We start from the raw sequence: 19911 nt of genomic DNA on the forward strand, positions 1-19911 counted from the left end.
CGCTGACAAAGCACTTGAAGAGGTTTTTTATTGACCATATGCATGACGCAATCGAAAGGGGATTCCTAGTGAGTGAATTACTGGCAACATACGTATTAACACATCGAGAGGATGAACAAGTGAACCGAAAAGCGGAGCAGATCGCACTTGGTTTAACAGTGGGATCATGGACAGATTTGCCGCAGCTCAAAAAGGAGCAGCTTCAAAAACATAAAGGACGGGTAGAAAAAGTATCAGAAAAGGTTGCTTCAGCCGAAAATGGCCTATATCAATCTGAGGTGACCATTGCTTATCCTGAGGCTAACTTTTCAGCTGATATACCGGCCGTTTTGACGACGATCTTTGGAAAGCTTTCACTTGATGGAAAAGTGAAGCTAGTCGACATACAATTCTCGGATAGATTTAAAAGAAGCCTGCCAGGACCGGTATTTGGAATTGATGGCATACGCAAAAAAGCAGGCGTGTTTGATCGTCCGTTGTTGATGAGTATTTTTAAAGGTGTCATTGGCCGTGATATGGCGGATTTAAAAGAGCAGCTCCGTTTACAAGCATTAGGCGGCGTTGACTTTATCAAAGACGATGAAATTTTATTTGAGAGCCCGCTAGCCCCTTTTGAAGAACGAATCAAAGAAGGAAAAAAGATATTAAAAGAAACATATGAAGAGACAGGGCACCGAACGTTATATGCCGTTAATTTAACAGGCAGAACCTTTGAACTGAAGGATCGAGCAAGAAAGGCAGCTGAACTCGGAGCGGATGCACTCTTATTCAATGTCTTTGCCTACGGACTAGATGTCATGCAAAGCTTAGCTGAGGATCCAGATATTCCATTGCCTATCATGGCCCATCCCGCAGTAAGCGGCGCTTTGACATCATCGCCTGAATATGGATTCTCGCATTCTCTTCTTTTAGGTAAATTAAATCGATATGCTGGCGCTGATTTGAGTCTTTTCCCCTCACCTTATGGGTCGGTTGCACTTCCGAAAAAAGATGCCTTTGGAATCTATGAAGCTTGTGTAAAAGTGGATTTGGTTCAAAAAACGTTCCCAGTCCCGTCAGCAGGGATTCATCCTGGAATGGTTCCAGTATTGATTAAAGATTTTGGACTCGATCATGTGATTAATGCTGGTGGAGGAATTCACGGACATCCGCGTGGAGCCATCGGTGGAGGGAAAGCATTTCGATCGATCATTGATGCGGTGATACATGGAGAGTCGATCCAAGAGAAGGCAGCTTCTTGCCAAGACTTAAAAGCAGCACTTGAACTATGGGGAAGGGTAGCGGAATAAATGAAAAAGCCAATAGTATGTTGTGATTTTGATGGAACAATTACGAAAAATGATAATATCATTCGCATCATGAAACACTTTGCACCAAGTGAATGGACGGAGCTTAAGGATGATGTTCTCTCAAAGGAGATCACCATTCAAGAAGGCGTCGGGCAGATGTTTCAATTACTGACGAGTGATCAAAAAGAAGCCATTCAGTCGTTTATTTTAGAAGATACAGAGATTCGAGAAGGATTCAAGCAATTTGTTGATTATGTGAAAAAGGCTGATATCCCTTTCTATGTGCTAAGCGGCGGGATGGACTTTTTTGTCTATCCCATACTCGAGGGCATTGTGGGCCGAGACAATATTTATTGCAATCATGCCTCATTTGGGGAAGATCATATTCAGATTGAATGGCCGCATGCCTGCGATTCGAAATGTCAAAATGGCTGTGGATGCTGCAAGCCGTCAATCATTCGAGAGCTGACCCATGAGAATGACTTCATCATCATGATCGGAGATTCAGTCACCGATGTGGAAGCGGCAAAGCATGCGGATCTCACATTTGCGCGCGACTACTTGCTGAATGAATGTAAGGAGCTTGGGCTTGTATATCAAGAGTATGAAACATTTATTGATCTTAAAGCGCAATTTGATCAAATAAAGGAAGTGAAGGAATGGCAGACGCAAAGAGCAAGCGCTGGCAGGAGCTAGCAGACGTCAAACGTGAACTGGCACAAAGAGACTGGTTTTACGGAACAAGCGGCAATTTATCGATCAAGGTGTCGGATGATCCAATCACGTTTTTGGTGACGGCAAGCGGTAAAGATAAACGAAAAGAAACGGATGAGGATTTTGTTTTAGTAAATGCAGAAGGCCAGCCTGATGATCCGAACGAACGGCTTAGACCATCAGCTGAAACACTGCTTCACACATACGTGTATGAGCGGACGGAAGCAGGTTGCTGCCTCCATGTCCATACGATTGATAATAATGTGATGTCTGAGCTGTATGGGGATAAGGGCGAGGTTCGTTTGAAAGGAAACGAAATCATCAAGGCGCTTGGTTACTGGGAAGAGGATGCAGAAGTGTCGATACCGATTATTGAAAATCCAGCCCATATTCCGCATCTTGCAGCACAATTTGCAAAGCATCTCACTGAAGAGTCAGAATCAGGTGCGGTGCTCATTCGAAATCACGGCATCACTGTCTGGGGAAAAACAGCCTTTGAAGCAAAACGAGTATTGGAGGCGTATGAATTTTTATTTAGCTACCACTTAAAATTAACGCTTTATCAAAAGCAGCTTGTCAGATAAAAGGAGGAAAAGCACATGGCGACGATTTTGATTCATAACGAAGAGAACACATTACTTGAAAGCGAGCAAGAGGTAGCAGCATATTTAGAAAAGCAAGGGGTCATTTATGAACATTGGGATATTGCAAAGCTGCCAAACCGGTTATCAGAAAAGTATGATTTAACAGATGAGGAAAAGGAAGAGATTTTGACTGTTTTTCAAAAGGAAATCCAGCGTATATCTGAAAAACGAGGGTACAAAGCGCAGGATGTGATTTCATTATCTGACGCCACACCAAATCTAGATGAGTTGCTCCAAAATTTTAAGCGTGAGCATCATCATACAGATGACGAAGTACGTTTTATTGTAAGCGGGCATGGAATCTTTGCCATTCAGGGTAAGGATGGCGTCTTTTTTGATGTGAGACTGAATCCAGGCGATTTAATTTCTGTCCCGCCACATATTCGTCACTACTTTACACTTCAAGAGGATCGCAAAGTGGTCGCAGTTCGCATATTTGTCACAACTGAGGGCTGGGTGCCAATTTACGAGGAAGAAACGGTTTAATGACAGGAGCTGATCATTCCGCATGAGGCGGATGATCAGCTTTTTTTTAGGAAAATAGGCATAAAATGAGAAAGAAAATAGTTGATTTTGATCTTCCGCATAGGATAAAATTCTGTTTAATCCATGTGTCAGTCCTGTCCAAATTTGAAGTTTACCCCCAAATTAGATTGGGTAAGAGGTCTTTAGGCTGTAAAAAATTAAATAAAATAAGCATATTTAATTTAATTTACAAATAAAGTATAATTTTGGTGTCGGATCATTTTGAGCATAGACAGTCGAATTCATTGCGGGAGCTGAGATCATGAATATTTATGTAAGGAAAGAACAATTGCTGATGTCCATTGATGAGAAGAGAAAACAGATGGTAGAAGCTGCTCAAGCGGAAGGCTACACTGGTGAGACGACAATTAAATATAGTCAAGAACTAGACAACCTGATGAATGAGTATCAGTATCTCCTTTTTCATGAGAAACAATCTGCCCCCTCCTTTCATGATCTTGTATCTCAAATGAGTCTTCTATCTGTGAACCGTCCTTCTTATTGACATGAAAAACCGGTCTTGCCTAAGCAAAACCGGCTGAATGTTTCAGCTATGCTGAGTGAGCAGAAGGAAGCATGATCATGACGGTTGTTCCTTTATTCACTTCGCTCTCGATATCAATTGTCCCGCCATACATCGAAATGATTCGTTTACACACGACAAGCCCAAGACCTGTCCCTTTTTCCTTCGACGTAATAAAAGGAAGGAAGATATGCTTTAACATTTCTTCTGGTATGCCTTCACCCGTATCTTTCACTTTAATGATGACATGTTCTTTTTCAGCCTCAATCAAAATCTTCAAATGACCGCCATTTGGCATCGCTTCTAACGAGTTCTTCGCTACATTTAATACGACTTGTTTAATGTGATCCTTTGTGCAATATACCCCAACATCCTGAATCGTATTAATTTGCAAATCAACCTCAACATTATAAAGGTTCGCCTCAGAGAAAACGATCGGCATGATCTCACTTACAATTTCTTTTACAGAGTTATTCTGCCATTTTTCTGCCGTTGGTTTCCCTAATACAAGAAACTCACTGACGATTTGGTTGATTCGTTTAATTTCTTCTTCAATGACAGAAAAATAGAGCTGATCTTCTTCTGAATGATACTTCTTTTGCAAAAGCTGTATAAATCCGCTGATCCCTGTTAATGGGTTGCGAATTTCGTGTGCCGTACTTGCTGCGAGGGTTCCGATTAATTCAAGCTTTTGCGCTTCATTTTGGTGACGCTCCTGCTGGGTTTGACGCCTTAAAATGATATATTGAACAAGTGTGAATAAAATATTTAATAAAATAAAAGCACTGGATAAAGGGATCAGCATAACAGACAGCACTTCACCTGTAGACGCGCGCTGCGGAAAGACCTCCAGCTTCCAGCTGTTTTCATCTAAATATGTAGACACGGTGCTGCCATTTTCTGATGCTGGCTGCGGACCACTTGTAAACACCACATGTCCATTTTGATTCAGCATCTTAAAATGAAGATCAGGGTTCAATACATTCATAATATTTCTTAAATAATCAATTTGAATGGCGGCAATTAGCACATTGGTGACTTCTTCGTTTTCATCCAGTACAGGCACACAAATGGAAAGAATCCGCTGTTTTGTAATTCGGCTCACATAGTTATCTGTGATCACCGTCTGCTTGGTCACTTGAATGCGCTTAAAGTAATCTCTAAATGACAGGTTGATTTTTTCCTTTAACGGTGTGGTGCTTACTGATACATTTCCTTTTTTGTCTAGGAGATACAGACCTGAAAAACGAGGTTCTTGTTTATAGATTTTCTCTAGGATGTTTTCTACTTTTTTCGTCTCAAGAGGCTGGTCAAATCCCATGGCAAGTGAAGTTAATCTCGCTTCTGTCTCGCTAATTAAATAATTCATTTGGTTTTTGTGAATATTTAACATAAGTGTAGCGGTTTGTTTGTTTTTTAAGTCGATTTTTTCCGTTTCTTTTTCGTAGATAAAATAACTAATGATTAGGGTTGGAATCATGACCAAAATAAGGTACAGCCTGATCTTCTTCCAAAACCCTTTCAGTATACTCATCATTCATCGCTCCAACGTATTACCTAATAGACTTATTATAGCATTGAACCTATCTTTATTACGATGACTTGTGTGATTTTTAAAAAATTAGGTGATTCGTTCTGGTCTCATTTTCATGCTAAAGATGGATCAAGATGTTGACATTTTACTTATTGTTTATTAATGTCACATTAGTGGGTTGCATTTCATAAAGGATGATAAAAAAATGGAAAATCATAATGTTGAGAAATCTTTGAAATTATTTATTGTATTATCACGTGCCTATCGCTCAATTAATCATCACATGAACAAACATATTGTGAAGCACGGGCTGAATCCGACTGAATTTGCAGTATTAGAATTACTGTATCATAAAGGGGATCAGCCGCTTCAGCAAATCGGTGATAAGATTTTACTTGCAAGCGGTAGCATCACGTATGTGGTCGATAAATTGGAGAAGAAAGAACTCCTCAGTCGTAGGGCCTGTGCAGAAGACCGCAGGGTGACATTTGCGCATATTACCAAGCAGGGACGAGCTTTGCTTGATGATATCTTCCCGGATCATGCGAAAGAAATTCATGAGATGATCAGTGTCCTGAGCGAAGAAGAGAAGGATGCCTGCATTGATATGCTCAAACATGTGGGACTGCGTGCAAAGCATTTATATGATCATACAGAATAAATAGAAAAGGAAGCCGAGGGCTCCCTTTTTTATTTCGCTTTTTTCTCAATCGGTAAAATGAGTACTTCTACGCGTCGGTTTTTACTTCTGCCTTCTGCTGTATCGTTTGAAGCAACCGGCTTGAATTCACCGAAACCTTTTGTACTAAAGTTCTCTTGGTCTAAATTGCTGTTCTCAAGAAGAATACTCAAAAAGTTTACAGCACGAATGGCACTTAAATACCAGTTGGATTCAAATTCTGAATTTCTGATCGGTACATTATCAGTATGTCCGCTAATGACGATGTCACGAGCGGGGTTTATGACAAGTAGTTTTGAGATTTCCTTTGCTAACGGGACATCTTGAGGGCGAATAACCGCCCGGCCAGAATCAAAGAAGATACTGTCTTCTATCGTAATGAGCAAACCTTCATCCGTGAGCTTTGTTTCGAGCTTAGCTCCAAGTTTCTTATTGGCAATGAAGGAGTCCACTTGCTTTTTGACCTTTGTGAGAACGGCATGGTCTCGAGCTTTCGCTTTGGCTTCTTCATCTTCTTCGGCTGCTTTCTTGGTCTGGTTGCTATTTTCAGTTTCTTCAGTGCTTTGCATGCTGGTTTGATCCATGACACCAGTACCGCCCGTAAAGACGACATTAAAAGACTTTGCCATCTGTTCATATTTTGCCGCATCAATCGAACTAGATGCAAAAAGCACAATGAAGAGAGCGAGTAGAAGCGTCAGAAGATCGGCATAAGGGATCAGCCAAGATTCATCTACATGGTCATCGTGATCATGTTTTTTACGTTTCCTAGCCATTTTGTTTTTCTCCTTCTTCAATGACAAGATTTGCACGTTCTTTCGCTGGTAAGTACATGAGAAGTTTTTGTTCAATCACTTTTGGAGATTGACCTTCAAGAACAGAAAGGATCCCTTCGATCATAATCAGACGAAGCTTTACTTCTTCCTTTGATTTACGCTTCAGCTTGTTGGCAAATGGATGCCATAACACATACCCGGTAAAAATCCCAAGCAGTGTGGCAACGAAGGCTGCACTGATTGCATGTCCAAGTGCTTCAATATCTCCCATGTTTGCAAGTGCGGCAATAAGTCCGACAACGGCGCCAAGTACACCAAGCGTCGGAGCGTATGTACCTGCTTGTGTAAAGATTAATGCGCCTGACTGATGTCTTTCAGACATGGCGTCAACCTCTTCTGTTAAGACGTCGCGAATAAATTCTGCACTTTGACCGTCAACGGCCATGCTTAAGCCGTTCTTAAGGAAATCGTCATCTACTTCCTCAATGCTAGCTTCTAATGCCAAAAGACCTTCACGACGCGCAATTTGTGCCCAGTTTGAAAAAAGAGGGATCATTTCTTGAATCGTTGGAAGCTGGTTGTCTTTGAAAATTTTGCCGAACAATTTTGGTGTTTTCTTAATTTCACTAGATGGGAATGCGATGACAACAGCTGCAATCGTCCCAACCACAATGATCAATATAGCCGCTGGGTTGATAAGAGCGGTTAGACTCACACCTTTCAAAACCATACCGACACTCAGTGCAATAAATGCTAAAATAATACCTATTAACGATGTTTTGTCCATTATCTCACCAAATCCTTTAACTATCTTTTTCTATAGTTAATATCGGTGTCTTCTAGAAGGGTTTTAGTCAGAATATAAAATTAAGGCAGTTTCTGTGAAGAAATTTTGATGAAAGCGTTTTCTATTACCTTAAAAAAGAAACTCCCTCTGATATAAAGGGAGTTTCTTTTTAATTTCTTTGAGCAGTTTCATCTAAAAGCAGCTCTTTTAATTTTTCTTCATACATGATTTTGACAAGATCATAGCTCCAATTCATCATGTGATCCACCTCTTTTTCTTTTATCGTAAAGGAAAAGAGGCGGAGGGGGCGTCGGCGTGCGGATGGAACTTAGACACCGCAACATGATGGAACTGTAGATCCTTCTTAGGATGTACTTATCCTTTTTTTACTACAATTTCGTCATCTTCAACATCTACAGTAAATCCTGAAAGCTTTTCTTCTTCAAGCAATATTTCCGTCATTTGATCTTCAACATGCTCTTGAATGGTTCTTCGCAGTGGACGAGCACCAAATGCAGGATGATATCCAAGTTCTGCAATTTTTTCTTTCGCTTCTTTTGTCACATGGACTGTTAAATTTTGCTCTTTTAATTGCTCTGACAGCTCATTGAGCAGAAGATCCACAATCTTCACTAAATCATCTCTATCTAATGAGTCAAACTGAATGATGCTGTCAAAACGGTTCAAGAATTCTGGCTTGAAATAGGCGCTGAGTGAATCAATGAGTGATTGTTCCTCAATCGCTTCTTCCTGATCAGACTGGAAGCCGACTTTGACCGTTTTATCTGTGCTGCCTGCGTTACTTGTCATGATGATGACCGTATCTTTAAAGCTGACGGTTCTGCCTTGGCTGTCTGTTAACCGGCCATCTTCCATGATTTGAAGGAACATATGCTGCACATCAGGATGTGCTTTTTCGATTTCATCCAGCAAAATGATGCTGTATGGTTTTCTGCGCACTTTTTCCGTCAGCTGACCCGCTTCATCATGTCCAACATAACCAGGAGGAGAACCAATGAGCTTGGATACTGAGTGTTTCTCCATGTACTCACTCATATCTAAACGGATGATCGCATCTCTTGAACCGAATAATTCTTCAGCTAGCGTTTTTGACAATTCGGTTTTCCCGACACCTGTTGGTCCAACGAATAGGAAGGAGCCTGTTGGTCTATGTTTCGATTTTAAGCCGGCTCTGCTTCTTTTCACAGCTTTCGCCACTTTTTCAACCGCATGTTCCTGACCAATCACCCGTGCTTTTAAGCGGACGTCAATTTCTTTCATTTTGGTTTGTTCGTCTGCTTGCAGTTTGCCGACAGGGATGCCTGTTTTTTGTTCCACAATGGCTTGAATGGCTTCTGCTGTGACGACATGTTCTTTGTCATTTGTTTTGTTTTGAAGTCTTGCTTCAATGGCTTCTTCTTCATCTCGAAGCTTCGCTGCTTTTTCGTATTGTTCTTCTTTTAAAGCAGCTTGTTTTTCAGCAGCGATTTCTGTCAGACGATTCGTTAGTTCATCTTCACTTGCTGCATCAATGGAGAGGTTCGCTTTTGAACCTGCTTCATCCATTAAATCAATGGCTTTATCCGGCAAATGACGGTCTTGAATATACCGGGAAGATAATTGAACACACGCTTGAATAGCTTCGTCTGAATAAGTGACGCCATGATAACTTTCGTACTTATCTTGAATGCCTTTTAAAATCTCGATCGCTTCATCTTGTGTTGGTTCATCTACAATGACGGGCTGGAAGCGTCGTTCAAGGGCGGCATCTTTTTCAATTTGACGATATTCTTTTAATGTCGTCGCACCTACTAGCTGAAGCTCGCCTCGTGCAAGGGCTGGTTTTAAGATGTTTCCAGCATCCATTGACCCTTCGGCAGATCCTGCGCCTACAAGAAGATGGATTTCATCTACAAATAAGATAATATTTTTACGGCTTTGCAGCTCTTTAATTAACTGCTTCATTCTTTCCTCAAATTGACCACGTATCCCTGTATTCGCTACAAGGGAGGAGACATCTAATAAATAGATTTGTTTGTTCTTTAATTTATTTGGTACATCGCCACTTGCAATTTTCAGTGCGAGTCCTTCAGCGATCGCTGTTTTCCCAACACCTGGTTCACCAATCAGAACAGGGTTATTTTTATTTCTTCTATTTAAAATTTCAATGACTCTTGCGACTTCTTCATCACGGCCGATGACTGGATCAATTAAACCAGCATTTGCGCCATCTGTTAAATTCCGGCCAAGTTCATCGAGTAAACCTTTTTGCTTTGGCTGCTCTCCGCTTTGTGCATGTCCTGCTTGCTCAGAGAAGAATGAGCTTCCCCCGAACAATTGAGGTCCCATTTTCATTTTTGATTGCTCCATCAAAGAGGTGTAGCAGTCTTCACATAAAACCATTTGGCTCCGGGACGAATTCACTTGCATATTCAGGCGAATAGTTGCTTCATTTACTTGACAATGTTGACAACGCATTTGCCATAACCTCCTTAAAATAAAGTTTGACTTTATTTGACCAATGAATGTTAAAGAAAATGGTCTGTTGTTTGACCATCTTTGACTATAGTATACTCTGACCTATTTTGACTTTCAACTGTTTTGCTCAAAGGCAGTTGAAAATCCTTTTTTGCATTTAATCATGGTTTGTCCTTCTTTTCAAGGAACTCGTCTCATAGGATAAAAAAAGACAATCGAAAGTGATGGGTGCGGAGGGGTCACATGAAACGTTCAAATGAATCCGCTTTTCAGCTTGCCTTTTTATATGTAGGAACAGTGGTTGGAGCTGGGTTTGCGACAGGAAAAGAAATCGTAGAATTTTTTGTTCGTTTTGGCTGGATTGGACTATTCGGAATCTTGATTAGCGGCGCTATTTTTACTGGACTTGGTGCAAAAATGATGCTCATTTCTAAACGAATTCAAGCAGAGTCTTATCAAGATATGAACCGGTTTCTATTTGGCGCAGCTGCAAGCAGGTATATTAATGTCGTCATGTTTTTTATTTTACTAGGCGTCACTTCAGTGATGATTTCTGGCGCAGGGGCTATTTTTGAAGAGCAGCTTGGCATATCAAAGGAATATGGAATCTTTTTGACGATCATTCTGAGCGTCATTGTGCTTTTGAAAGGTTCAAAAGGATTATTTGGTGTCAATGTTCTCGTCGTCCCAATGCTTATTTTCTTTTCATTGATCGTATTTCTTGATTCATTCGTTTTTAGCAGTAGTGAAAGTTATGTTCTTGCGCTTCAAATGGGTGAGGGAGAGTGGATTTTATCAGCTATCTCATATGGAGCTTTTAATTTAGCACTTTCTCAAGCAGTGTTAGTGCCCGTCGCAAATGAAATGACCTCTGAAGCGGTGATTAAAAAGGGAGCTGTGCTTGGGGGCGTCATGCTGACCCTTATTTTACTGGCATGCTTTTTATCTCTTTCTTCATTAAATATGCTGGAGGCGTTTGATATTCCAATGGCTCAGGTAGTGTATCAAGTAGCAAACTCCATTCACCTCATTTATTTATTTGTGATCTTCGGCGAAGTCTTTACATCCGTCATAGGCAATTTATATGGACTCGAGAGACAAGTGAGGGCGTATATTCGGATGAACAGTGTCTTGACAATATCCCTTATTCTCTTATGCTGCTATGTGATTAGTAAAATCGGTTACGGTACATTGATATCAACGGTTTATCCTATTTTTGGATATGTGAGCATCTTTTTTATCCTCTTTCTTTGTCTAAAAAAAGTGCCTGCATCTCTTGACTAAGTAAAGAAGGGATAGCCTGCATGAAAAATATGTGGTACACTATCCTCTGTGAAAATTGAACAAAAATCCGTGTAAAACGGGAGAGGTTCTAGCAAAACCCTCTATAAAAAACTAAGGACTTGCCGTATCCTTGGATGTGGCATTTTTTATTTTTTATGGCTGGGACACCTCATACACTTGTAAAGGTGTCTTTTCTTTTGAGAAAATAGGGGTTTTCAAGAGCCTTTCAGATGCAGCTTTGTACGATTGTATAGATCTGCAAAAGGAGGAGAACAGAAAATGAAAAATGAAAAAGCAGTCGTTGTCTTTAGCGGGGGACAAGACAGTACGACATGTTTATTATGGGCACTTCAACAATTCGAAGAGGTAGAAACCGTGACCTTTCATTATAATCAGCGTCATCAAGAAGAAATTGATGTCGCCAAAAGAATTGCTGACAAGTTAGGTGTGAAGAATCATCTATTAGATATGTCTCTTTTGAATCAGCTTGCACCAAATGCTTTAACAAGAGATGACATTGACATTGAGGAAAAAGAAGGAGAGCTGCCTTCCACATTTGTACCAGGACGAAACTTAGTGTTCTTATCCTTCGCTTCTATTCTTGCGTATCAAATCGGAGCAAGACATATTATCACAGGTGTATGTGAAACAGACTTTAGCGGCTATCCAGATTGCCGTGACGAGTTTGTAAAGTCTTGTAATGTCACAGTGAATTTGGCGATGGCAAAACCATTTGTGATCCATACACCACTCATGTGGCTCAATAAAGCAGAAACATGGAAGCTTGCGGATGAGCTGAATGCGCTGGATTTTGTAAAAAATGAAACGCTCACTTGCTATAATGGCATCATTTCTGATGGCTGCGGGGAATGTCCTGCGTGTAAGCTTCGGAAAAATGGCTATGACACTTATATGGAAATGAAGGAGGCAAAATAAATGCTTTCTCAAATCTATCCACAAACGAATCATCCATTTTCATTTGAATTGAACAAAGATATGCATGTATCGGCTGCCCATTTCATCCCAAGAGAAGATGCAGGTGCTTGCAGCCGCGTACATGGTCATACGTACACCATCAATATAACCATTGCGGGAGACGAGCTAGATGAATCGGGTTTCCTTGTCAATTTCAGTACATTGAAGAAGCTCATTCATGGTCAGTACGATCACACGCTGCTCAATGATCATGAGGAATTCTCATCAACCGATCCATACGCGATGCCTACTACAGAGGTTGTGGCAAAGACCGTACATGACAAAGTCGCAGCGTATTTATCAACTTTATCGAACAAGCCGACATGTGTTCAGGTCTTTGTCAGAGAAACACCAACAAGCTACTGCATTTACCGTCCGAAACGAGTTGAAATCAATGGCTAAAGCGATTCCCGTATTAGAAATCTTTGGTCCAACCATTCAAGGAGAAGGGATGGTCATTGGACAAAAAACCATGTTTGTCAGAACGGCTGGCTGTGACTACTCGTGCAGCTGGTGTGATTCCTCCTTTACATGGGATGGCTCAGCGAAGCATGACATTCAGTGGCTTGAGGCAGAAGACATTGTCAAAGAATTAAAAAGAATAGGCGGACAGGCTTTTTCTCATGTCACCATTTCAGGGGGAAACCCGGCGCTTTTAAAACAAATGGAATCCCTCATTGATTTACTGCATGAAGAGGGAATTGATACAGCGCTTGAAACACAAGGGACGATGTATCAGGAATGGTTTTTGAAAATTGATGATTTAACCATTTCTCCTAAGCCGCCAAGCTCGAATATGAAAACAGATTTTACGAAACTAACACGTATCATAGATGAGCTGAAAAACGGAAATAGGTTGCAGCATGCTAGCCTGAAGGTCGTGATTTTTGACGATCGTGATCTAGCGTATGCGAAGGATGTTCATGCGAAATACCCTGAGCTTCCGTTTTATTTGCAGGTAGGAAATGATGACACGACGACAGGTGATGATGCGTACTTATTGACGCATTTATTAAAGAAATATGAAGCGCTTGTCGATCAAGTCGCGCAAGATCCAGACTTAAACCGCGTAAGAGTGCTGCCGCAGCTGCACACGTTATTGTGGGGAAATAAACGAGGCGTATAGAAAGGAAGAGATGACATGACGACAAGAAAACCAGAAGAATTAGAAGGTGTCACGTTACTAGGAAACCAAGGAACCAATTATTTGTTTGATTATGCACCACAAGTGCTTGAAACGTTTCCAAATAAACATACAAATAGAGATTACTTTGTGAAATTCAACTGCCCAGAATTTACATCACTATGTCCGCAAACAGGACAGCCGGATTTTGCGACAGTTTATATCAGCTATATCCCAAATGAAATCATGGTCGAAAGTAAATCGCTAAAATTATATTTGTTCAGCTTCCGTAACCATGGTGACTTCCATGAGGACTGTATGAACATTATTATGAACGACCTGATTGAATTGATGGACCCAAGGTATATTGAAGTTTGGGGCAAATTTACGCCAAGAGGCGGTATTTCCATTGACCCGTATACGAACTACGGAAAACCCGGCACGAAATATGAGGAAATGGCAGAATACCGTATGATGAACCATGATATGTATCCGGAGACGATTGATAATCGGTAATTATTCCGCTGTGTGAGACGGAGTGTGAAACGAATTGGTGTCACAGTAAAAGTGGAAAAAGTCACACCTGAAAATACTCATGGGAATTGTATGATAAAGTGTGACCTGAGGTGCAACCTGAACTGTGACTTTTATGCAGTGAAAAATTGATAGTTCAGAAGCAGATTAAGGCGTACAATTTGTACGTCTTTTTTTATCCGAAAGAAAAAATGCTTATCTAGAGATCAGAGGCATTAAATATTGTTATCATATCTTCATTCATTTTTTGGCTAAGTTTCTAAACCTTCTCTAACATTTGAAACAGCTCTTTTTTGAAGTTCTCCTGAATATAGTCCATGACACTTCTGATTAGAACTTCACTTTCAAAATTGACTATCTCATTTATTTCTGACTGTTCTTCATCTGTTAGGTGATGGTATTGATGTTGTTTAGCATTTACTTTAGCAGCTACTTCAATCCTAACTTTAGTTGTTCTGGTTGTACAATTTCATATTCACCTTCTGCATATTCTTGCTCCGCATAATGCACTCCCCATTGACAGAGCTCCTGCAAGATAGGTTTAAGAGATTCTCCAAGTTCAGTGGATGAATATTCAACCTTCGGCGGTACTTGATTATACATCTTTCTGGTCACAAGTCCACTGGCTTCAAGCTCTCTAAGTGTTTGAATCAGCATTTTCTGAGTGATATTTGGGATAATACGCTTTAATTCACTCGTTCTCTTTGGTCCATTCATTAAAAAGTATAATACAAGCCCTTTCCATTTTCCGCCAATCACTTCCTTAGTCACTTCAAACCCACAGCTGAATTTTTTCATGTCTAAAGCTCTCCATTCCACATTTATTACTTTTTAGTTACTATATCACAAAAAAGTGGGTACTTCCGATAATGTGCTTACTGAAGGATACTATATCTTGTAAGTTGTTCTTCAAGTACTTAAAGGTACTAGACATAAAATAATATTAATTCTAAAGGAGTGTTAAGTATGGGTAAATTTGAAGGTAAAATAGCGCTTGTAACGGGTGGAACAAGTGGGATTGGTCTTGCTACAGCACAAAAATTTGTAAACGAAGGTGCATATGTTTATATCACGGGACGTAGACAAAACGAACTTGATAAAGCTGTTAACCAAATTGGCAAGAACGTAACCGGTGTTCAAGGTGATATTTCTAAGCTTGAAGACTTAGACAAACTATATGACATGATAAAGCAGGAAAAAGGTAAGTTGGACATCCTTTTTGCTAATGCAGGCATTGGCAACTTCCTTCCATTAGGTGAAATTACTGAAGAGCAGGTTGATAGAACGTTCGACATTAACGTGAAAGGAACCATTTTTACTGTTCAAAAAGCGCTATCACTATTCCCGGACAAAGTAGGTTCTATTATTGTAACGGGCTCTACTGCTGGATCAATTGGCAACCCAGCATTTAGTGTATATGGAGCATCTAAAGCAGCATTAAGAGCACTAGTTCGCAACTGGATTCTTGACCTAAAAGGTACTGAAATTCGTGTAAATGTGGTAAGTCCAGGAGTTATTCTTACACCTGCATACGATGAGCTTTTTGGTGATGCACTTGAAGGAGCGATGGAAAATGCCAGAAAAACTGTTCCAGCTGGAAAAGTTGGGACACCTGAAGAAGTAGCAAACGCTGTATCTTTCCTTGCATCAGACGAAAGCAGTTACTTGACGGGTGTTGAATTGTTCGTAGATGGCGGGCTAGCACAGGTATAATGTCACTGCCAAGGGATTACAAATCGTCCCCAAAAAAAGTTAATGGGGATTTACTTGAGTCGTATAAAAAAGTCGTTTTCCTTATGTCCTTGAGTAACCACAAATGCTGCAAACTAAGTTTTGATGATGGATATGTAAAATGAGAAAAAAGGAAAAGACATGCCGGATGCATGTCTTTTTTTGCGAATCAACCATAAAAAAAGAGAAGAGTCATGTCACTCTTCTCATACGAATGGGAATAGAACTTGCTAGGACGGCTGGGGGCTACCAGCTCGTAAATATATTATATATGACAGAACGTATGTTTGTAAAGAGGGATCATGCTTTTTTTGCTTATTTCATTTGATGTAAGATAAAATAAAGGCAATGAATGATAAACGGAGGCGTTTGAGTTGGCAAACAAAGAAGAGAAGACAGAGCAGCTGCTAATGGAGCTAAAGGAAGAGCTTCAAATGCTTGAACATCAAAACAAAGAACGGTATCAATGGAGTGCCTCCACATTGCTTGGAGTGATTGCCCTCTTGATTGATAAAGGAGTGATCACACCCGAGGAAGTCGAGATGTACAAGACGAAGGCGGAAATGCAAACCTTTCATACGCAAAAAGACTGATGCTTACTGATATGATGTATGGCGAGAAAAAGAAAAGGACATAACAAATTGATGACTCAATTGATATTATGTCCTTACTTCTGCAATTCGTTTTCACAGCATTAAACCAGCTTATACATTAAAACATCATCCCAGTATTCATGATCATTTATATTAAATTCTTTTATTTTACGTCCTTCTTCTATAAACCCCATCTTTTTGTACAAAGAAATGGCCTTTTGATTTGTAGAGAAAACGGCTAAACTAACCTTTTCAATTGAAGGATTCTTTTCTGCCCAATGTAATAACGCTGTTAGTAACTTTTCCCCTACGCCTAAACCTCTATATCTCTTATGCACCATCAGCCCGAATGAACCCGTATGAGAAGTTCTTTTTCTATTTGATGAATGTTCAAAGGCTATCCATCCAATGACTTTCTCATCAGTTTGAGCAACTATGTACGTCTCGTTTTCATTTTCAATTCTTTTCTGTATCCATTCCCTGTGTTCTAATAGGGTTTTTTTGTTTTCTTCAGGTGATGTAAGTAGATAATCTGATTCAGCAATAACTGATTTCTGTATTTCTAAAGTCATTTCAGCATCTTCCATTTTTCCAAAACGTACAATGATATCATTGGAATTGCATATTAGTTTCTCCTGTCTAGAGCTAATACGGCATCTTATCATTTTTTTAAAATGAAAAAGAAGGGTATTGAAATAGAAATCACCATTTGGTCAAATCGTGATTAAATTTGCTTTATATATACGTATGTACCGATCGTCTGAATTGAGGATTGCAAATTAATGTACGGAGTCTTTGATGATTTTATAGTTTTTATGATTAACGACTGTTAGTGAATCCAGTTCTAAATCTCTATAGTTGTCCATAATGGTGACATCCACAATGACAGAGTTTTCATTCACTTTTTCAACTACACCTGTTAAACCATTTCTAAATTCGATCACATTTCCAATTTTTGCAATCTTCAACCGATCCCTCTCCTTTAAAAACAGATTTCATTCCCTATTAAAAAGTATTTTGCAATATTTTCATACCAATGTAAAGGATAAAGACGTTTTTGTTTTGTTTTCGTTGTATGCTCTTCTAACGAATGGTATATTTAATAATTGATCATGGCTGAAAAGGAGCGGTTTTTTTGACTGAAGAACAAATCCTCACAATCCTCGAATCTTTACGGAATGGGACGGAAAAACAGGTGACCATCCAAAAAGATGACTTTTTAACGTTTCGTTCTGTTTTGGTGAATCAAGATGATTTTAAACATTTTCGCGGGATCGCCAAACATGGTGGAGATGTTATTTTTGAATATCTTACAGAAGCAAGAAGCTAAAGCTTTTTCTCATTGATGAGAGAAAGCTTTTTTTATTTTCGTTCTTTTGTCACACTTCAAACCACTCTGATACATATGAAAAGAAAATGTAATAACCCATAATCAGGAGCATAAGGATGATGATAGGTGAAAAAGGGATCTTTTTAAGCGCTAACAATTCCATTTTATGTGCGCAAAACAAGGACATGCCATTTAATGACGGAATTTGGACAGGCATGTAAATCTTTGTGCGTGAAAATAGAATGAGGTCTTGTTAGAGTGGACAAGTATCTTACAGCCTACTTTGATTAAAGGAGGAAAAAGGCGAATGATTAAAATTCATACAGCTCTTTTTGTCATCCTTATGCTCGTTGCAGCAATGAAGATGGACAATATACAAGAGCAGCAAGGCACATTAAGTCACGAACTTTCACAAGCACCTGTTAAACATCAGCTTTCATATATAGAGCAAGATCACGATCAAGTCATCCCAGCATTTTCTGAAGAGAAGCGTCAGCCAAAAGTGAAAATGCTAAGTACGTCAACAGAAGAAAAGTCTTCAAAACCGAAGCAAAAGAAAAAAGTAAAATCTGAAACGACGAATAAGGCAAGCGGTAAACAGTATTCTAATGAAGAAATGGACTTGCTTTCTCGGTTGGTTCACGCTGAAGCGAAAGGTGAATCTTACGAAGGGAAAAAAGCGGTGGCAAGCGTTGTTTTAAACAGAGTAGAGCATCGTTCTTTTCCTGACAGCGTGAAAGGTGTGATTTATCAGCGAAATGCTTTCCAGCCAGTATCGAATGGAAGTATTCATGATAAGGCAGATCAAGATTCCATTAAAGCGGTGAAGCAGGTAGTAAAAGAACATGACAGAACAACAAAGGCTATCTATTTTTATAATCCAAAAACGGCAACAGATCATTGGATTCGTTCCCGCAAAATTGTAGAACGCATCGGACGTCACGTGTTTGCCGTATAGAGAAAAAGAGCGATCAATGAGATTGCTCTTTTTTTGTCTTCAATTATTAAAATATTTTTTGGACTTGTCTCATAGAATGTGAAAAGAATTTGCTTTAGACAAGGGGAGGCTACATGAATCGATTTGTAAAAGGGGTCATTCTGCTATCTGTCGCAGCTTTCATTGCGGAGTGTATAGAGTTTTTAGTCAATATGATTTTAGCGAGAGAGCTTGGAGAACATGGAATGGGTCTATATATGAGTATCCTTCCAATCATCATGCTTGTCCTTGTGATCGCCAGCTTAGAGCTGCCAGTCTCCATTTCTAAATTCATTGCAGAATCGCATGAGCGGCTCCACAAAAGTATGCTCCGCCATGCGTTTAAAATGACGCTTGTGGTGACATGTACAACAACGGGGATCGCAGCGATTGTACTGCCGTTCATTCCTGTATTTCAGTCATATCATCCGCTCATGAAAGGGCTGGTGCTGTCTCTTATTCCGATTATTGCGTTTACCTCTATCGCACGCGGCTATTTTATGGGAAAGCAGCAAATGGGCAGGATCGCTCTCGCCAATATGCTGAAGAAAACGATCCAGCTTATCTGCTTGTTTTTGTTTTTTCATTGGTATTCGTTTGATATTGAAACAGCGGTACTCATTGCCATCGGTGTCATTGTCGCGAGTGATCTCGTCGTCTTTATTTATTTATACTCCCAATACGTCATGGCGAAAAATGCTGTCAATGTCAGGTCTGTTGAATTAAGAGGGATTGACGTGAGAAAGCGCCTCTTAGCCGTTTCCATTCCGACAACGGGCATGCGGATTTTTCATGCGATCGCCAATGCGGTTGAACCGTTTTTAATCAAAGGAGCGCTTATTGCAGCAGGCATCTCTGGCACACTTGCTGTTGATCATTACGGCATGCTGGCTGGTGTCGCGATGTCGATTGGTTTTTTCCCAGCGTTTATCGCCCACTCCATCATGATTGTGATGATTCCCAATGTATCTGAAGCCTATGCATTAGGTCAGTATGATCTTGTGAAAAAACGTGTCAGGCAGGCAATACTCATTACGTTTGGGTACGGGGTGCCGGCAGTGATGGTGATGTATTATTTTGCTTATCCGCTCACACATCTCTTTTTTGATTCACCGCAAGCTGCTGTCTATTTACAGCTGCTTTGGCCGTACTTTTTATGCCACCTGTTTGTGATGCCATTTCAAGCGTGTTTAATCGGTATGGGGCTCATTAAAGATGTGTTCCTACATAATATATGGGTGCATGTCGTCTCGTTTTCTATGGTCTATTTTCTTGGTTCAATTGAAAGCTTAAATATGATGGGGGTTATATTAGGGATGAATACGGGGATGCTGTTGCTGACTGCACTGCATTATGCGACGATATGTAAGGAGCTCGGCGTTTCCATGTTTCTTAGAATGAAAAAAGCTTGAATGT

The 19911-nt window shown here is 40.0% G+C and carries 23 protein-coding genes and 1 riboswitch; of the genes, 16 read left to right on the plus strand and 7 right to left on the minus strand.

Annotated features, from left to right (window positions below; genetic code table 11):
- Window positions 1-68: 68 nt before the first annotated feature.
- From mtnW to MHH26_RS04315, 5 genes are all read left to right on the plus strand, one after another.
- Window positions 69-1289, plus strand: coding sequence for a 2,3-diketo-5-methylthiopentyl-1-phosphate enolase (gene mtnW, locus MHH26_RS04295; RefSeq protein WP_340972513.1), 1221 nt, complete (start codon window positions 69-71; stop codon window positions 1287-1289).
- Complete coding sequence (locus tag MHH26_RS04300) at window positions 1290-1985, plus strand: 2-hydroxy-3-keto-5-methylthiopentenyl-1-phosphate phosphatase (protein ID WP_340972516.1); 696 nt, start codon at window positions 1290-1292, stop codon at window positions 1983-1985.
- The gene (locus tag MHH26_RS04305) at window positions 1949-2587 is read left to right on the plus strand and encodes a methylthioribulose 1-phosphate dehydratase (protein WP_340972519.1); all 639 of its coding nucleotides are present in this window, start codon (window positions 1949-1951) and stop codon (window positions 2585-2587) included. The genes MHH26_RS04300 and MHH26_RS04305 overlap by 37 nt, the downstream gene beginning before the upstream one ends.
- Before the next feature lie 15 nt (window positions 2588-2602).
- Window positions 2603-3133 (plus strand): 1,2-dihydroxy-3-keto-5-methylthiopentene dioxygenase, encoded by a 531-nt coding sequence (locus tag MHH26_RS04310; protein WP_307499530.1) that lies wholly within the window; start codon window positions 2603-2605, stop codon window positions 3131-3133.
- Window positions 3134-3434: 301 nt separating this feature from the next.
- Window positions 3435-3677 carry an aspartyl-phosphate phosphatase Spo0E family protein gene (locus MHH26_RS04315; protein ID WP_034662891.1) on the plus strand — a complete coding sequence of 81 codons (243 nt, stop codon included), beginning with the start codon at window positions 3435-3437 and terminating at the stop codon, window positions 3675-3677.
- A gap of 46 nt (window positions 3678-3723) precedes the next feature.
- Here the strand turns inward: MHH26_RS04315 and MHH26_RS04320 are convergent, their stop codons facing one another.
- Window positions 3724-5229: an ATP-binding protein gene (locus MHH26_RS04320; protein ID WP_034662888.1), complete on the minus strand. Its 1506-nt coding sequence runs from the start codon at window positions 5227-5229 to the stop codon at window positions 3724-3726.
- Window positions 5230-5434: 205 nt separating this feature from the next.
- On the opposite strand from MHH26_RS04320, the gene MHH26_RS04325 reads away from it, so the two are divergent.
- On the plus strand, window positions 5435-5890 hold the full coding sequence (locus MHH26_RS04325) for a MarR family winged helix-turn-helix transcriptional regulator (RefSeq protein WP_034662884.1): 456 nt from the start codon (window positions 5435-5437) through the stop codon (window positions 5888-5890).
- Between the two features lie 29 nt (window positions 5891-5919).
- Here the strand turns inward: MHH26_RS04325 and motB are convergent, their stop codons facing one another.
- From motB to MHH26_RS04340, 3 genes are all read right to left on the minus strand, one after another.
- Window positions 5920-6684: a flagellar motor protein MotB gene (gene motB, locus MHH26_RS04330; RefSeq protein WP_060596120.1), complete on the minus strand. Its 765-nt coding sequence runs from the start codon at window positions 6682-6684 to the stop codon at window positions 5920-5922.
- On the minus strand, window positions 6677-7471 hold the full coding sequence (motA, locus tag MHH26_RS04335; RefSeq protein WP_034662877.1) for a flagellar motor stator protein MotA: 795 nt from the start codon (window positions 7469-7471) through the stop codon (window positions 6677-6679). Before motA ends, motB begins: the two co-directional genes overlap by 8 nt.
- 375 nt (window positions 7472-7846) lie before the next feature.
- On the minus strand, window positions 7847-9949 hold the full coding sequence (locus tag MHH26_RS04340; protein WP_340972525.1) for an ATP-dependent Clp protease ATP-binding subunit: 2103 nt from the start codon (window positions 9947-9949) through the stop codon (window positions 7847-7849).
- 243 nt (window positions 9950-10192) lie between these two features.
- Between MHH26_RS04340 and MHH26_RS04345 the strand changes: the two genes are divergently transcribed.
- The 5 genes from MHH26_RS04345 (at window position 10193) to queF (ending at window position 13847) form a co-directional block, all read left to right on the plus strand.
- Entirely contained in the window at window positions 10193-11233 is a 1041-nt protein-coding gene (locus MHH26_RS04345) for a YkvI family membrane protein (RefSeq protein ID WP_340972528.1), read from the plus strand.
- 76 nt (window positions 11234-11309) lie between these two features.
- Window positions 11310-11354: riboswitch (PreQ1 riboswitch) on the plus strand.
- A gap of 158 nt (window positions 11355-11512) precedes the next feature.
- Window positions 11513-12169 (plus strand): 7-cyano-7-deazaguanine synthase QueC, encoded by a 657-nt coding sequence (gene queC, locus MHH26_RS04350; RefSeq protein ID WP_340972532.1) that lies wholly within the window; start codon window positions 11513-11515, stop codon window positions 12167-12169.
- Window positions 12170-12610, plus strand: a complete 441-nt coding sequence (queD, locus tag MHH26_RS04355) for a 6-carboxytetrahydropterin synthase QueD (protein WP_340972535.1) — start codon at window positions 12170-12172, stop codon at window positions 12608-12610. It abuts the gene before it with no gap.
- The gene (queE, locus tag MHH26_RS04360) at window positions 12603-13334 is read left to right on the plus strand and encodes a 7-carboxy-7-deazaguanine synthase QueE (protein WP_047202223.1); all 732 of its coding nucleotides are present in this window, start codon (window positions 12603-12605) and stop codon (window positions 13332-13334) included. The genes queD and queE overlap by 8 nt, the downstream gene beginning before the upstream one ends.
- Before the next feature lie 15 nt (window positions 13335-13349).
- On the plus strand, window positions 13350-13847 hold the full coding sequence (gene queF / locus MHH26_RS04365; RefSeq protein WP_024426839.1) for a preQ(1) synthase: 498 nt from the start codon (window positions 13350-13352) through the stop codon (window positions 13845-13847).
- A 447-nt stretch (window positions 13848-14294) separates the two neighbouring features.
- On the opposite strand, the gene MHH26_RS04370 is transcribed toward queF, so the two are convergent.
- Window positions 14295-14663, minus strand: a complete 369-nt coding sequence (locus tag MHH26_RS04370; protein ID WP_144524762.1) for a winged helix-turn-helix transcriptional regulator — start codon at window positions 14661-14663, stop codon at window positions 14295-14297.
- A gap of 168 nt (window positions 14664-14831) precedes the next feature.
- On the opposite strand from MHH26_RS04370, the gene MHH26_RS04375 reads away from it, so the two are divergent.
- Entirely contained in the window at window positions 14832-15578 is a 747-nt protein-coding gene (locus MHH26_RS04375; RefSeq protein ID WP_144484026.1) for an SDR family NAD(P)-dependent oxidoreductase, read from the plus strand.
- A gap of 392 nt (window positions 15579-15970) precedes the next feature.
- A complete protein-coding gene (locus MHH26_RS04380; protein WP_340972538.1) occupies window positions 15971-16189 on the plus strand; it encodes a hypothetical protein in 219 nt (72 codons plus the stop codon).
- Window positions 16190-16290: 101 nt separating this feature from the next.
- On the opposite strand, the gene MHH26_RS04385 is transcribed toward MHH26_RS04380, so the two are convergent.
- Entirely contained in the window at window positions 16291-16761 is a 471-nt protein-coding gene (locus MHH26_RS04385; RefSeq protein ID WP_340875873.1) for a GNAT family N-acetyltransferase, read from the minus strand.
- 207 nt (window positions 16762-16968) lie between these two features.
- Window positions 16969-17157: a YkvS family protein gene (locus MHH26_RS04390; RefSeq protein ID WP_003211747.1), complete on the minus strand. Its 189-nt coding sequence runs from the start codon at window positions 17155-17157 to the stop codon at window positions 16969-16971.
- A gap of 167 nt (window positions 17158-17324) precedes the next feature.
- Here MHH26_RS04390 and MHH26_RS04395 point away from each other — a divergent pair, with 167 nt between their 5' ends.
- From MHH26_RS04395 to MHH26_RS04405, 3 genes are all read left to right on the plus strand, one after another.
- Entirely contained in the window at window positions 17325-17519 is a 195-nt protein-coding gene (locus tag MHH26_RS04395; protein WP_024424688.1) for a hypothetical protein, read from the plus strand.
- 307 nt (window positions 17520-17826) lie between these two features.
- Window positions 17827-18477, plus strand: coding sequence for a cell wall hydrolase (locus MHH26_RS04400; RefSeq protein ID WP_340972541.1), 651 nt, complete (start codon window positions 17827-17829; stop codon window positions 18475-18477).
- Between the two features lie 113 nt (window positions 18478-18590).
- Window positions 18591-19907: a polysaccharide biosynthesis protein gene (locus tag MHH26_RS04405; RefSeq protein WP_034662848.1), complete on the plus strand. Its 1317-nt coding sequence runs from the start codon at window positions 18591-18593 to the stop codon at window positions 19905-19907.
- Window positions 19908-19911: the final 4 nt, after the last annotated feature.

The sequence above is a fragment of the Bacillus sp. FSL K6-2839 genome (genome assembly GCF_038003365.1).
Classification (GTDB): Bacteria; Bacillota; Bacilli; order Bacillales; family Bacillaceae; genus Bacillus.